Source organism: Caballeronia concitans, from assembly GCF_001544615.1.
GTDB classification, from domain to species: Bacteria; Pseudomonadota; Gammaproteobacteria; order Burkholderiales; family Burkholderiaceae; genus Caballeronia; species Caballeronia concitans.
The window spans coordinates 74610-90830 of record NZ_FCNV02000010.1 but is presented as its reverse complement, the minus strand read 5'-3'; the positions used below and the strand labels follow the sequence as shown (position 1 = coordinate 90830).

At 62.4% G+C, this 16221-nt stretch carries 6 protein-coding genes; all 6 read left to right on the top strand.

Going from position 1 to position 16221, the window contains the following annotated elements:
* The first annotated feature begins 75 nt into the window (after positions 1–75).
* Positions 76–3456: a maltose alpha-D-glucosyltransferase gene (gene treS / locus AWB72_RS20765; protein WP_040050368.1), complete on the top strand. Its 3381-nt coding sequence runs from the start codon at positions 76–78 to the stop codon at positions 3454–3456.
* Positions 3449–5677, top strand: a complete 2229-nt coding sequence (glgB, locus tag AWB72_RS20760) for a 1,4-alpha-glucan branching protein GlgB (protein ID WP_040050367.1) — start codon at positions 3449–3451, stop codon at positions 5675–5677. Before treS ends, glgB begins: the two co-directional genes overlap by 8 nt.
* Before the next feature lie 659 nt (positions 5678–6336).
* Positions 6337–8562, top strand: a complete 2226-nt coding sequence (gene glgX, locus AWB72_RS20755) for a glycogen debranching protein GlgX (RefSeq protein ID WP_087128658.1) — start codon at positions 6337–6339, stop codon at positions 8560–8562.
* Between the two features lie 84 nt (positions 8563–8646).
* On the top strand, positions 8647–10542 hold the full coding sequence (gene treZ, locus AWB72_RS20750; protein ID WP_040050644.1) for a malto-oligosyltrehalose trehalohydrolase: 1896 nt from the start codon (positions 8647–8649) through the stop codon (positions 10540–10542).
* Positions 10539–12734, top strand: coding sequence for a 4-alpha-glucanotransferase (gene malQ, locus AWB72_RS20745; protein WP_040050642.1), 2196 nt, complete (start codon positions 10539–10541; stop codon positions 12732–12734). The genes treZ and malQ overlap by 4 nt, the downstream gene beginning before the upstream one ends.
* The gene (gene treY / locus AWB72_RS20740) at positions 12731–15685 is read left to right on the top strand and encodes a malto-oligosyltrehalose synthase (RefSeq protein ID WP_040050643.1); all 2955 of its coding nucleotides are present in this window, start codon (positions 12731–12733) and stop codon (positions 15683–15685) included. The genes malQ and treY overlap by 4 nt, the downstream gene beginning before the upstream one ends.
* Positions 15686–16221: the final 536 nt, after the last annotated feature.

The window sequence follows — 16221 nt, the reverse complement described above, 5'->3', positions numbered from 1 at the left end:
CGAGCGAACGAGCGTGAACCGATAACAAGGCACATCGCCTACGACGAGCACTTGGAGCAAACCGTGGATACAAGGGTGAAGCGCAACAAAAAGACGTCGCTGTTGAGCGACGATCCGCTCTGGTACAAGGACGCGATCATTTATCAGGTTCACATCAAGTCGTTCTTCGATGCGAACAACGACGGCATCGGCGACTTCGCGGGCCTGCTCGCGAAGCTCGATTACATCGCGGAGCTGGGCGTCGATGCGATCTGGCTGTTGCCGTTCTATCCGTCGCCGCGCCGCGACGATGGCTACGATATCGCCGATTACCGCAACGTGCATCCGGACTACGGCACGCTCGCCGATGTGAAGCGCTTCATTCAGGAAGCGCACGCGCGCGGCATTCGCGTCATCACGGAACTGGTCATCAATCACACGTCCGACCAGCATCCGTGGTTTCAGCGCGCGCGGCGTGCGAAGCCTGGATCGAATCATCGCAACTACTACGTCTGGTCCGATACCGACAAGAAGTACGAAGAGACGCGCATCATCTTCATCGATTCGGAGCCTTCGAACTGGACGCACGATCCCGTTGCCGGCCAGTACTACTGGCATCGCTTCTATTCGCACCAGCCCGACCTGAACTTCGATAACCCCGCCGTCATCAAGGAAGTGCTCTCCGTGATGCGCTTCTGGCTCGACATGGGCATCGACGGGCTGCGGCTGGATGCGGTGCCTTATCTCGTCGAACGCGAAGGCACGAACAACGAGAACCTGCCGGAAACGCATGCCATTCTGAAGCAGATTCGCGCGACCATCGACGCCGAATATCCGAACCGCATGCTGCTCGCCGAAGCGAACCAGTGGCCGGAAGACGTGAAGGAATATTTCGGCGACGAAGACGAATGCCACATGGCGTTCCACTTCCCGCTGATGCCGCGCATCTACATGTCGATCGCGAGCGAGGACCGCTTCCCGATCACCGACATCATGCGGCAGACGCCCGATCTCGCGGCCACGAATCAATGGGCGATCTTCCTGCGCAATCACGATGAACTCACGCTCGAAATGGTGACGGACTCCGAGCGCGATTACCTTTGGAACACCTATGCCGCCGATCGCCGCGCGCGCCTGAATCTCGGCATTCGCCGCCGTCTCGCGCCGCTGATGGAGCGCGATCGACGCCGCATTGAACTGATCAACTCGCTGCTCTTGTCGATGCCCGGCACGCCCGTGATCTATTACGGCGACGAGCTCGGCATGGGCGACAACATTCACTTGGGCGATCGTGATGGCGTGCGCACGCCGATGCAATGGTCGTCGGACCGCAATGGCGGCTTCTCGCGCGCCGATCCCGAGCAGCTCGTGCTGCCGCCGGTGATGGGATCGCTCTATGGGTACGACGCGGTCAATGTCGAATCGCAAAGCCGCGATCCGCATTCGCTGCTGAACTGGACGCGCAAGATGCTCGCGGTGCGCCGCTCGAAGCACGCGTTCGGGCGTGGAACGATTCGCTTCCTGAAGCCGAGCAATCGAAAGATTCTGGCCTATCTGCGCGAACTCGAAGGCGAGCCGCCGATTCTCTGCGTCGCGAATCTGTCGCGTGCGCCGCAGGCGGTGGAGCTTGATCTCTCGGAGTTCGCGGGTTCGGTGCCGCTCGAAATGACGGCCGATTCGCCGTTCCCCGCCATCGGCCAGCTTACCTATCTGCTGACGTTCCCGCCCTATGGCTTCCTGTGGTTCCAGCTTTGTCCCGGCAATATGCGGCCCGCGTGGTCGCAGGCGCCTTCGGAGCAATTGCCGGAGTTCGTGACCATGGTCATTCGTGCTGGACAAACGGGGCCGACGCCGGAGAACGTGCGCCTGCTCGAATCGGAAGTGCTGCCGAGCTATCTGAGCAAGCGCCGCTGGTTCGCATCGAAGGATCAGAAGCTGCATGCGGTGCGTCTCGCCGCGCTCACGACGATAGAAGGCGCGGGCTTCGCGTTCACCGAGATCGAAGCCGATGTCGGCAAGCACACCGAGCGCTATGTGCTGCCGCTTTCGATCGCATGGGGCACCGAAACCACGTCGCCGCTTTACATGCAGCTTGCGCTCGCGCGCGTGCGCCGTGGCCGCACGATCGGTCATATCACCGATGCATTCGCCGTGCCGCAATTCACCTACGGCATCTTGCAGAAGCTGAAGCAGCGCGCTGTCGTGCCGACCGTGCAGAAGAGCGAGATTCGCTTCATTCCGACGGAACGCTTCGATACGCTCGACATGAATCCGGCATCGCCGCCCGAGATTCGCTGGCTCGCGGCCGAGCAAAGCAACAGTTCGCTCGTGATCGGCGACAAGGTCGTGCTGAAGCTCGTGCGGCGCGTGGTCGGCGGCATTCACCCGGAAGCGGAGATGAGCCGCTATCTGACGAAGCTCGGCTATGCGAACACCGGCCCGCTTTACGGCGAAGTGGTGCGCGTCGATCCGCAGAACGTGCCGCATACGCTCGTGATCCTGCAAGGCTTCGTCGACAATCAGGGCGATGCGTGGAACTACGCGCTCGATTATCTGCGCCGTGTCGTCGATGAACTCGCGGTCACCGGCGACACCGACGAGACCAAACCCGATCAGGCCGCGCAGGCGGGCGGACTCGAAGGCTACGGGAACATCGCGGGCATCATCGGCAAGCGGCTCGGCGAACTGCACGTCGCGCTCGCCACGCCGACCGACGACGAAGCGTTCTCGCCGCGCCGCGCCAACGCGAAGGACGTGAAGGGCTGGATCGACGGTACGCTGCAGCTGCTCACGTCCGCGCTCGACATACTCGAGCAGAAGGTCGCCGGGTTCGGCGAGCAGGACCGTGCGCTTGCACAGGACTTGCTGGATCGTCGCGAGAAACTCGTCGATGCCGTGAAGAAGCTCGTTCCTTCCGATGCCGACGCGCTCTGCACGCGCATCCACGGCGACTTCCATCTCGGCCAGGTGCTGATGGCGCAAGGCGATGCCTATCTCATCGACTTCGAAGGCGAGCCCGCGCGCACGCTCGACGAGCGCCGCAGGAAGACGAGCCCGCTGCGCGACGTGGCCGGCCTCATGCGATCGCTTTCGTATGCGAGCGCCGCCGCGCAACCGACGACCGAGAACGCGCCCGCGCAAACCGCCGATCGCAAGCGCGCGCTGTTCGAGAGGATGCGCGCGTTCGCCGAAGACCGGTTCCTGCGGCAATACAAGCAGGCCGTTGCGGCGTCGCCCGAGACGATTGCAAGCGAGAGCGTATTTACCGCCCTGCTCGATCTCTTCCTGATCGAAAAGGCCGCTTACGAGATCCGTTACGAAGCAGCGAACCGGCCGACGTGGATCGGGCTGCCGCTGCGCGGTCTCGCGTCGCTCGCGAGCCGGCTGCTCGGTGATGCGGGCGCCCCGCCCGCGCCCGGCACGCGTCCTGCGACCGACGCCACCAAGGACACTCCGGATGGAACCCATCATGAATAACCGTAGCGATGCGGGACCGGACACGCGAAATCCTGCGCATGGCCTCAATCCGCTCGATATCGATGCGATCGTCGAGGCGCGGCATCCCGATCCGTTCTCGATGCTCGGCCTGCATCAGACCGAACACGGCCATGTCGTGCGCGCGTTCTTGCCGAATGCAGCGGGCGCGAGCGTGATCGATGCATCGAATGGTGAGCCGCTCGGCACGCTCACCCGCATCCACGATGCGGGGCTTTTCGCGGGCTATGTCGAGCGTCCCGCCGCGTACCGGCTTCAGATCGACTGGCACGGCACGCCGCAGGAAACGCACGACACATATTCGTTCGGCCCCGTGCTGCCCGATGACTGGCTGAATCGCTTATCGCAGGCCGATCCGTACGCGGTACTCGAATGCCTCGGCTCGCGGCCCATCACGCATGGCGGCGTGGCGGGCGTGCGCTTCGCGGTGTGGGCGCCGAATGCGCGGCGCGTGTCGGTGGTCGGCGACTTCAACACGTGGGATGGGCGTCGTCATCCGATGCGTCTGCGTCACAACGCGGGCGTGTGGGAGCTGTTCATTCCGGGCATCGGCGCGGGTACGCGTTACAAGTACGAGATCGTGACGCGCGATGGCCATACGCTGCCGCTGAAGGCCGATCCTTGCGCGATGCAGAGCGAGAAGCCGCCTTCGACGGCATCGGTGGTGGCGGATGCCGACGCCATCGATCATTTCGCGTGGACCGACGGCGAATGGATGGGCGCGCGTGGCGGCAAGCAGACGCAGCACGCGCCGATCGCGATTTACGAAGCGCATGCGGAATCGTGGCTGCGCGTGCCGGAAGAAGGCAGTCGCGGCATGAACTGGCACGAGCTGGCGGAGCGTTTGATTCCGTATGCGAAGAGCATGGGCTTCACGCATATCGAGTTCATGCCGGTGGCGGAGCATCCGTTCGGCGGATCGTGGGGTTATCAGCCCCTTGGGCAGTTCGCGCCGTCCGCGCGTTTCGGAACGCCGGAGCAGTTCGCGGAGTTCGTGAATCGCGCGCATGAGGCGGGAATCGGCGTGATCATCGACTGGGTGCCGGCGCATTTTCCGAACGATGCGCATGGCCTCGTGCAATTCGACGGCACGCCGCTCTATGAGCATGCCGATCCGCGCGAGGGGTATCACCAGGACTGGAACACGATGATCTACAACCTCGGCCGCAACGAGGTGAGTGCGTTCCTGATCGCATCGGGGCTGGCATGGCTGAAGCGTTATCACGTCGATGGCTTGCGTGTGGATGCGGTGGCTTCGATGCTGTATCGCGACTATTCGCGCAAGGCCGGCGAGTGGGTGCCGAACATTTATGGCGGCCGCGAGAATCTCGAATCGATTGCATTCCTCAAGCGATTGAATCAGGAAGTGCGGCACATTCCTGGCGCGATCACGATCGCGGAGGAATCGACGGCATGGCCGGGCGTGACGGCGAGCGTGGAGAGCGGCGGGCTGGGCTTCGACTTCAAGTGGAACATGGGGTGGATGCACGACACGTTGCATTACATGCAGGAAGATCCGGTGTATCGGCAGTATCACCATCATCTGTTCACGTTCGGAATGGTGTATGCGTATTCCGAGCGATTCGTGCTGCCGCTATCGCACGATGAAGTGGTGCATGGCAAGGGATCGCTGATTGGCAAGATGCCGGGCGACCGCTGGCAGAAGTTTGCGAATCTGCGTGCGTATCTGAGCTTCATGTGGACGCATCCGGGCAAGAAGCTGCTGTTCATGGGCGGCGAGTTCGGTCAGGTGGCGGAGTTCAATCACGACGAGTCGCCGCACTGGCATTTGCTCGATGATCCTTTTCATGGCGGACTGCAGAAGCTCGTGCGCGATCTCAATCTGCTTTATGTGGGTGAGCCGGCGCTGCACAAGCTGGATAGCGATCCGCGCGGGTTCGAGTGGATCATCGGCGATGACAATGCGAACAGTGTGTTTGCGTATCGGCGGACGGATGCCGAGGGGCGCGATGTGATCGTCGTTTGCAATATGACGCCGGTGCCGCGCATCGGGTATCGCGTTGGACTGCCTCGCGGCGGGCGATGGAGCGAAGTGCTCAATTCCGATGCCGCTATTTATGGGGGTTCCAATACCGGGAACGGTGGCGTCATTCATGCGGATGACTTCGCCAGTCATGGGAGGCAGCAGTCTGCTGCACTTACCTTACCGCCTTTGGCTACTATCGTTTTGCGGGCTGATTAGGTGTGTTTCTTTTTTGTTTTTTCGCGTCGGTCTATTAGGTCGCCCCTCCCCGGGGCGGGGGTCACTTTCTTTGCTGCTGCAAAGAAAGTAACCAAAGAAAGCAGCTTTTCTGGCCCAAAGCACTGACTGTGTAATCACTCCGTAGAAACAGATTGGCACTCAGCTTGATAGAACCTTGAATCACCTTCCACGCCCACTGAGCGCCACGTCATGCGAGCCCCCTGGCTCGTTAACACCAACGCAGTTTCAGCGCACGGGCAATGATGCAAGCGCGGCGCGAAAGGTAAGTGGGCGGTAGTGCCCGATCGGTTTTGTCGAGCCGGGGGGCTCGCATGACGTGGCGCTCAGCGGGCGTGGAAGGTGATCCAGGGTTGTGTCAAGCTGAGTGCCAGCGTGGGTCTACGGAGTGCTTTGTCAACAAGGACAGCGGGCGAAAAAGCTGCTTTCTTTGGTTACTTTCTTTGCAGCAGCAAAGAAAGTGACCCCCGCCCCGGGGAGGGGCGCACTAATAGACCGACACGATCAAGAAGAAAGCGCCCCCGCCCCGGAGAAGGGCAACGCAAACAGACCGACGCGATCAAACCAGCCCACAAAAAGCGTAGCAAGAGAGAAAGCAGTACCCCAACAAACGCCGGAAAGGCAAAAAACAACGACCGATCATGCCAAACGCGCTTCCAGAAAAGTTGCTCCCGGGCGCTCCGTACCCGCTCGGAGCCAACTGGGATGGTTTGGGCGTCAACTTCGCGGTGTTTTCGTCGAATGCCCACCGCATCGAGGTGTGTCTCTTCGATAGTACCGGCCGCAAGGAGTTGATGCGCTTCGACCTGCCCGAATGCACCGACGAAATCTGGCACGGCTATCTGCCCGGCGCGCATCCCGGCACCGTCTACGGATTCCGCGCGCACGGACCCTATCAGCCGCAACAAGGGCATCGCTTCAATCCGCACAAGCTGCTGCTCGATCCCTACGCCAAGAAACTCGTCGGCCCCTGGCGATGGTCCGACGCGCTCTTCGGCTATCGCGTGCATTCGAATCGGCTCGACATGTCGATGGACCGCCGCGATTCCGCCCCCGCCATGCCCAAATGCATCGTCACCGACGACGCCTTCGACTGGTCCCGCGACGTGCGCCCCGACACGCCCTGGGGCGAAACCATCATCTACGAAACGCACGTGCGCGGTGCATCGATGAACCGCACCGACATCCGCCAGCACGAACGCGGCACCTTCGCCGCGCTCTCATCGCCGTGGTTCATCGAACACCTTCAAAAGCTCGGCATCACCGCCGTCGAATTTCTGCCCGTCCATGCATTTTTGAACGACCGCTTTCTCATCGAACGCGGACTGCGCAATTACTGGGGCTATAACACCGCCGCGTTCTTCGCGCCCGAACCCACGTATCTGTCCACGCACCGTCTCAACGAAATGCGCATCGCCGTGCGGCAACTGCACGCGGCAGGCATCGAAGTCATTCTCGATGTCGTCTATAACCACACGTGCGAAGGCAACGAACTCGGACCGACGCTCTCGTGGCGCGGCCTCGACAACGCCAGCTACTATCGCCTTATTCCCGGCGACGAACGGCGCTACATCAACGAAACCGGTTGCGGCAACACGGTGAATCTCTCGCATCCGCGCGTGCTGCAAATGGTGATGGATTCGCTGCGCTACTGGTGCACGGCCTTCAATATCGACGGCTTTCGTTTCGATCTCGGCGTCACGCTCGGGCGCGAAGGACACGGCTTCGATCCCGGCTCCGGTTTTTTCGATGCCATCCGCCAGGACCCGATTCTCTCCACGCGCAAGCTCATTTCCGAACCGTGGGATATCGGTCCCGATGGCTATCAGGTCGGCAATCATCCGCCCGGCTTCGCGGAATGGAACGACAAGTTCCGCGACGGCGTGCGGCGCTTCTGGCGCGGCGACGCCGGCATGCGTCCCGATCTCGCGGCGCGTCTCACAGGCTCGGCGGAATTGTTCAACCGGCGCTTCAGAAAGCCGTGGGCGTCGGTGAACTTCGTCGCGTCGCATGACGGCTTCACGCTCGCCGATGTCACCGCTTACACGCAGAAGCACAACGAAGCGAATCAGGAAGGCAACAACGACGGACACAACGAAAATTGCAGCGCGAACTGGGGCGTCGAAGGCCCGACCGACGATCCCGCGATCCTCGATGTTCGCGCGCGCGTCGCCCGTTCGATGATCGCCACGACGCTACTCTCGCTCGGCACGCCGATGATCCTCGCCGGCGACGAATTCCTGCGCACGCAGCACGGCAACAACAACGCGTATTGCCAAGACAACGAGATTTCGTGGATCGACTGGGACGCGGCGCACAGCCCGCGCGGCGTGGAGATGACCGAGTTCGTCGCGCGCGTCATCGCATTGCGCAAAAAATACCCGGTGCTGCGCGAAACCCGCTTCCTTTACGGCGATCGCGAAGTGCTGCCGGGCCTCTACGACGTGAGCTGGTTCGACGAACGCGGCAATGCGCTCGCCATCGAAGCGTGGCAGGACCCCGAAGGCCGCGCGCTGACATTGCGTCGCGCGGGGCCTGGAATCACGGGCGAAATCGACGTCGTCCTCGTCATGATCAACGGCGCCGCGCAAGCGCTCGCGTTCGCGCCCCCCGCGCCGCACTTGGAATGGAATGTGCTCCTGGATAGCGCGGAGCCAGACGCCGTCGAACGGCCGCTTGTCGGAAGCGAATTGCGACTGGAAGCGCACAGTATCGTCGTGCTGCTCGCGCAACCGACAGGCGAAGCCGACTGGCAAGCCGTATGGATGGCGGGCGCGCATCAGGGCCCGCGTCTTCTGACCGCGCTGCCGCCGGACCCCGGAACGCTGCCCTCGCATCAGCCTCCGGAAATCGATTCGACGCATTAGAGAAGGCATTGCCTCATGCGTCGAGGCTCGCGCGGCACGCATTCAAATCAAAGTGGCAATGCGGAAGCAACCAGGCACGAAATCATGTCCGAACGTCCGATCGATCCTCACAAGCATCAACACGCGCATTGCCTTCCCTTCGGCGCCCATCTCACTGGCGCGGATCGCGAACAGCCGTGCACGCGCTTTCGTTTCTGGGCGCCGTCGCGCGAGAGCGTGCAAGTCGAGATTCAACGTCCCGGCAGCGAAACGCCCGAACTCATCGACATGCAGCGCACTCACGAAGGCTGGTTCGAAGCCGAAGCGAATGCGGGCGCGGGCACGCTGTATCGCTATCGTCTCGATGAAGACCTCGCGGTGCCCGATCCGGCATCGCGCTTTCAGCCGCAGGACGTGCATGGGCCGAGCGAAGTCGTCGATCCGCGAGCGTATCGCTGGAACAATACGAACTGGCACGGTCGTCCGTGGGAAGAAACCGTGCTGTACGAGCTGCACGTCGGCGCGATGGGCGGCTATAAAGGCGTCATCGCGCGTCTGCCCGAACTCGCGCAACTGGGCATCACGGCGATCGAACTGATGCCGCTCAACGACTTCTCCGGCACGCGCAATTGGGGCTATGACGGCGTGCTGCCTTACGCGCCCGATTCCGCGTATGGCCGTCCCGAAGAACTGAAAGAACTCATCGATACCGCGCATGGTCTCGGCCTGATGGTGTTCCTCGATGTCGTCTATAACCACTTCGGACCCGACGGCAATTATCTGCACGCCTATGCGAAGACGTTCTTCCGCGAAGGCGTGAATACGCCGTGGGGACCCGCAATCGATTTCGAACGTCCGCAAGTGCGCGACTTCTTCTTCGACAATGCGCTGTACTGGCTCAACGAATATCGCTTCGATGGCCTGCGCCTCGATGCGGTGCACGCGATCAACGACGACGAATGGCTGCGCGAACTCGCGGACCGCGTGCGCAGTTCGGTGGAAGCGGAACGTCATATTCATCTCGTGCTGGAGAACGAGCACAACACGGCGAACCTGCTGGAAAAGCACTTCGACGCGCAATGGAGCGACGACTCGCATAACACGCTGCACGTGCTTCTCACCGGCGAAAGCGAGAGCTATTACGGCGCGTATTCGGAGAAGCCCATCGAGAAGCTCGCGCGTCTGTTGGCTGAAGGCTTCGTGTATCAGGGCGATCCGTCGCCCATTCACGATGGTGCGCCGCGCGGCGAGAAGAGCGCGCACTTGCCGCCCACGGCCTTCGTGATGTTCCTGCAGAACCACGATCAAGTGGGCAATCGCGCAATGGGCGAACGTCTGCGCTCGCTGACCGACGATCAATCGCTTTACGCCGCAACCGGACTCTTGCTGATTTCCCCGCAGATTCCCATGCTTTTCATGGAAGAGCAGTATGGCTCGAAGCAGCCGTTCCTCTTCTTCACCGACTATCACGACGAACTCGCCGATGCAGTGCGCGAAGGCCGCCGCCGTGAATTCGCGAAGTTCTCCGCATTCGCCGACGAAAAGCGCCGCGCGCAGATTCCCGATCCGAACGACAAGCGCACGTTCGCGATGTCGTCGCCGAGTGTGTCGAACAAGCAAGACGAACTCGATCGTCTGGACTGGCTGCACTTCTATCGCTCGGCGCTGACGGTGCGTGCAAAGCTCATCATGCCGCGTCTCAAAGGCTCGAAGGCGCTCGGCGCGAACGTGATCGGCGAGAAGGCGGTCGTTGCGCGCTGGAAGCTCGGCGATGGCGAAACGCTCACCATCGCGCTCAATCTCGCCGATGCGCCCGTCGCCCTTTCCGATGCACCCCAAGGCAAGGTCATCTTCGAAACGCCCGCGCGTGCGCAGGATCGCACGAGCGCGGGCGAACTGAGCGCGCGCACGTTCGTCGCATGGCTCACCGGCGACGTGAACGAATACGCCAACGCGCACGATGCGCGTCATCTGGAACAGAAAGAAGGACAACGCTCGTGACCGCGAATCAGCAAAAGGACTCGCGTCCACGCTCGCCGCTCGAAACGCTCGCGGAACGCGCGGGCTTCGAAGTGGAATGGCAGGACGCGCACAAGAACACGCAGCGTGTGCCTGAAAACACGCTGCGCATCCTGCTCGAGAAGCTCGGCCTGCCATGCGGCAACGCCACGCAGATCAAGCAGAGCATGGCCGCCGTCGATGCGGAAATGAGCGGCCGCAAGCTGCCGCCGCTCATCACGGCGGAAGTGGATCGCGGCATTGCGCTGCCGGTGTCGGTGGCGAAATCGGGCGCGCGGTATCGCGTGGAACTGGAAAGCGGCGAGGTCATCGACGGACGCTTCACGTCGCCCAAGGGCGAGACCGCGTTGCTCGCGCCGATCTCCGAGCCGGGCTATCACACGCTCGTCATCAACGACCATCGCACGACGCTGGCGGTCGCGCCCGCACGCTGCTATACGATCGACGATGCATGGCGTCCGCTTCACGACGATGCACAGAAAGCGCCGCCGTTATTCGGCATCGCGACACAAGTGTATGGCTTGCGCCGCAATGGCGATGGCGGCATCGGCGACTTCACGGCGCTCGCGTCGTTTGCGACGAAGGCCGCGAAGCACGGCAGCCACGCGATCGCCATCAGCCCGATGCACGCGATGTTCAGCGCGGAGCCGAACAAATACAGCCCCTACTCGCCCTCGTCGCGGCTCTTCATCAACATCGCGCATGTCGATCCCGCCGCGGTGCTCGGTGCACCGGCCGCGCGCGCCGCGATCGAAAGAGCAGGCGTCGCCGACGAACTCGCCGAACTCGAAAGCATGCCGCTCATCGACTGGCCGCGTGCGATGAAGGCGCGCATCGCCGTGTTGCGCGCGCTCTTCGATGCGTTCTCGCAAGACAGTGAATCGGCGTTCGCGAAGGACTTTGAATCGTTCGTGAAGGAAGGCGGACGCGCGCTCGAAGATCATGCGCGTTTCGAAGCGCTGCAAGCCGTACAGATCGCGCAGAACGGCGAAGGTCACTGGCGCAACTGGCCAGAGGAATTGCGCGATCCGCGCAGCGATGCCGTGGCCGCGTTTGCAGACGCGCATCGCCACGAAGTGGACTTCTTTCTCTTCACGCAATGGCTCGCCGCCAAAGGTCTGATGCATGCGCAACACGCCGCGCGCGATGCGGGCATGGCCGTCGGTCTCGTCGCCGATCTCGCCGTGGGTTGCGATAGCGCCGGAAGTCACGCATGGTCGTATCGCGATGAAATGCTCACGGGCGTGTCCGTCGGCGCGCCGCCCGATCTCTTCAATCAGGCCGGGCAATCGTGGGGCCTGACGACGTTCTCGCCGCGCGCCATGCGCATGCAAGGCTTCGCCGCGTTCATCGACATGTTGCGCTGTTCGTTCGCGCTGGCCGGCGGCATTCGCATCGATCATATCCTCGGCTTGCGGCGGCTATGGCTCGTGCCCGAAGGCGAAAGCGCGAAGGACGGCGCGTATCTGCGCTATCCGTTCGATGATCTGCTGCGGCTCATTGCGCTGGAATCGTGGCGCTATAACGCGATCGTCGTCGGCGAAGACTTAGGCACCGTGCCGCCCGGTTTCAGCGAGCGATTGCAGGAGCACGGCTTGCTAGGTATTCGCGTGCTATGGTTCGAACGTACTGAGGATGGCGAAGGATTCAAGCCGCCCCGCGAATGGAGCAACGGCGTGACCGCGACCACGACGACGCACGATCTTCCCACGGTCACCGGATGGTGGCGTGGAGAGGACATCGAATGGCGCTCGAAGATAGGCCAGACGATGGCGCGCGACGATGGCCGCGATCCCGTGGAAGCCGCGATGGAAGCGCGGGGCGAAGACCGCGCGCAGCTGTGGCGCGCGTTTCAGGAAGCGGGCGTGGCGCCGCCGGATGTCGAAGCGCCCCCCGTCGATAACGCGCCCGTGGATGAAGCGCTCGCGTTCGTCGGCATGACGCCCGCGCCGATGGTCACGTATCCGCTCGAAGATTTGCTCGCGCTTGCCGAACAGCCGAACCTTCCCGGCTCCATCGACGAGCATCCGAACTGGCGTCGGCGCATGACGCTGCCCGTCGACGAACTGTTTTTGGACGATGCATTTTGCGATCGCCTGCTCGCCGTGGAATCCGCCCGCAAGCGCGCCGTTTACCCTGACAACTTAGATACCCCAAAGCCCGAAACGCCATGACAGTACCGCGCTCCACGCTAAGGCTTCAGCTTCACAAGGGCTTCACCTTCGACGACGCCGCCGCGCAAGTGGACTATTTCGCGTCGCTCGGCGTGAGCCATGCGTATGCATCGCCGATCACGACTGCAACATCCGGCTCCACGCACGGCTATGACACCGTGGACTATACGAAGGTCAATCCCGAACTCGGCGGCGAGGAAGGCTTGCGACGCTTCGTCGAGAAACTGCGCGCGCACGACATGGGCTTGATCGTCGACGTGGTGCCGAACCACATGGGTGTGGGCGGATCGGAGAACGCGTGGTGGCAGGACATTCTCGAATGGGGCCGGCATGCGGCGCATGCGCGCTTCTTCGATGTGGACTGGCACTCGCCCGATCCCGCGTTGCGCGGCAAGGTGCTCGCGCCGTTTCTCGGCGCGGCGTATGGCGAGGAGTTGCAGGGCGGCAAGATCAAGCTCGCGTATCGTGCGGACCAGGGGCGCTTCGTCATCGAGTACTACTCGCATGTGTTCCCTGTGTGTCCGGTCGATTACCCCGCGGTGCTTCAGGAAGCGCCTGAGCTTGCGCAGCGTTTCAGCGGCCTGACGACGCAACCCGCCGATCAGCCGCGCGCCGCCGATGCATGCACCGCGCTCGCAACCATCGCGCAGACCGAAGGCGGACAGGCCGCGATTGCAGCGGTGCTTGCCGCGCATTCGTCGGAGACGCAGGCGGGACGCGAGCGCTTGCATCGACTGCTCGAACGGCAGCACTATCGCCTCGCATGGTGGCGCACCGCAGCGGACGAAGTGAACTGGCGACGCTTCTTCGACGTGAGCACATTGGGCGGCGTGCGCGTGGAGCGGCCCGAGGTATTCGAGGCATCGCATGCGCTGATCTTCCGGCTCTTCACGGAAGGCTTGATCGATGGCGTTCGCATCGATCACGTCGATGGCCTCGCGGAGCCGCGCGAGTATTGTCAGCGTTTGCGTGCGCGGCTCGAAGAGCTGTCGGCCGAACGTCCCGAAGCGTTGCGCAACGGAAGCGGCCATACGTACTTCGTGGTCGAGAAGATTCTCGCGCGCGGTGAGCCGTTGCGTCGCGACTGGCAGGTGGACGGCACGACCGGCTACGACTTCATGAACGATGTCGGCGCGTTGCTGCACGACCCTGCGGGCGCGGAACCGCTCGCTGCGTTGTGGGCCGAGATCACCGGCAAGAGCAGTGAGTTCGCGGATGAAGCGCTCATCGCGCGACGCAAGATCCTTGCGGAAAATCTCGCGGCGGAGCTGGACCGAGTGACGCGTGCGTTGCACCGCATTGCGCGCGATGCGCAGACCACGCGCGATTTCACGTTCACGTCGATCCGTCGCGTGGTGGCGGAACTCGTCGTGCATTTCCCGGTGTATCGCATCTATCCGGTCGGCGGCGTGCGTAGCGCCGAAGATGATCGTTATTTTTCGCAGGCATTGGAGAAGGCGCGCGAATCGCTGGCCGCCGCGGATCACGTGATACTCGATCAGGTCGCGCAATGGCTCGGCGGCAAGCTGCCCGACGAACCGGCGCAGGCTGAGCGTAATGAACGGAGCGAACGGAGCGAACGGGGCGATCGTCAGCGCGAGCGCGCGGCGGATCGCAGTCGTGAGCGCGATCGCAATCAGGCGCAGGCGGGACAGAACCCGCAGGCATCGACGGGATCGCAACGTCGCGCGGCGCAGACCTTGTTCTCGCAACTGACGTCGCCGGTGGCGGCGAAGGCGGTGGAGGATACGGCGTGTTATCGCTATGGGCGGCTCATCTCGCGTAACGAAGTGGGCGCCGATCCGGGCGAATTCTCGTTGTCGGTCGAGGAGTTTCACAAGGGCAATCGCGAGCGGCTTGCGTCCTTCCCTCATGCGATGCTGTGCACCGCGACGCACGATCACAAGCGCGGTGAGGATGTTCGCGCGCGCATTGCAGCGTTGAGTGAGATTCCCGATGAATGGGCCGCGACCCTCAAGGCGTGGTCGACGTTGAATACGCCTTTGCGACGCGGGCCGAATGGCGGCCACGACGAAACGAGCGATAGTCACGACTGGGCGCCCGGCCCTGCTGCCGAGTCGATGCTGTATCAAACGCTTGTCGGCTGCTGGCCGCTCACGCTCGCGCCGGATGATGAAGCGGGCGTTCAGGAGCTGGCGGAGCGCGTGGCGCAGTGGCAATTGAAGGCGCTGCGCGAGGGCAAATTGCGTACGAGCTGGTTTGCGCCGGATGAGGCTTATGAGCAGGCGTGCCGTGATTTCCTGTTCGATATTGTGTCGCCGCAGCGGCGCAATGGCTTTTTGCAGGAGTTGTCGTCGTTCGTCGCGAGGATCGGACCGGTCGGTGCAATCGATAGCTTTCAGCAGACGCTATTGCGTCTGACGGCGCCTGGTGTGCCGGATCTTTATCAGGGCACGGAGCTTTGGGATTTCAGTTTGGTCGATCCGGATAATCGCCGGCCGGTGGATTACGCGTTGCGTCGTCAGTGGTCCGAAGAGATCGATGCGAAGGGTCCGCCTTCGGAGCAGATGCCCAATTGGCGTGATGGACGCGTGAAGCTCGGTCTCGTGCGGCGGGCGCTCGCGTTGCGCAAGCATTGTGAATCGCTGTTTGCGCAAGGCGAGTATTTGCCGCTCGCTGTTGAAGGGGAACATGCGAAGCATGTGATTGCTTATGCGCGGCATGCGGGCAGTGCTTATGCGATTGTGATTGCCACGCGGCTGGCGGCACCGTTGCTCGGCGATAAGCGAGATGTACCGTTGGTCGAGCCTTCTGTGTGGGGCGACACTTGTGTCGTGTTGCCGGAGGCGCTCCATTCTCGTGCGCTCTTCGATTGGCTGAGTCCGCATGCGCCTAAGGCGGACGGTGAACGGCTCTTTTTGCGTGACGCGCTGGCTGTTATGCCGGTGGCGTTGCTCGTGGAGGAAGGGGTGCCGGGATGTGGCGGGTGAGGTTCTTTTTTGCCTTGCCGGCGGGGTGGTCTTTTTTTACCTTGCCGGCCGGGTGGTTCTTTTTTTCGCGTCGGTCTATTAGCTCGCCCCTCCCCGGGGCGGGGGTCACTTTCTTTGCTGCTGCAAAGAAAGTAACCAAAGAAAGCAGCTTTTCGGGCCCGAAGCACTGACTGTATGGTCACTCCGTAGAACAAGATTGGCACTCAGCTTGACACAGCCTTGAATCACCTTCCGCGCCCGCTGAGCGCCACCCCATGCGAGCCCCCGGGCTCGACAACACCGTCGGTACATGACGCGCCGCGCGACCGCGCAAGCTTCAACGACAGTCACTCGCCACCGCTAACTCTCATTCGTGGTGGTTCGCGCGCATGGCTTGCAGTCGTGGTTTGCGGTTTGCGTTTGTGCTTGGTGCTTTGTGACTAACGTGTGCGTTTTCTATTTCTACGTACGCGCCAGTGCCCGATGCTGTTAACGAGCCAGGGGGCTCGCATGGGGTGGCGCTCAGCGGGCGCGGAAGGTGATTCAAGGCTGTGTCA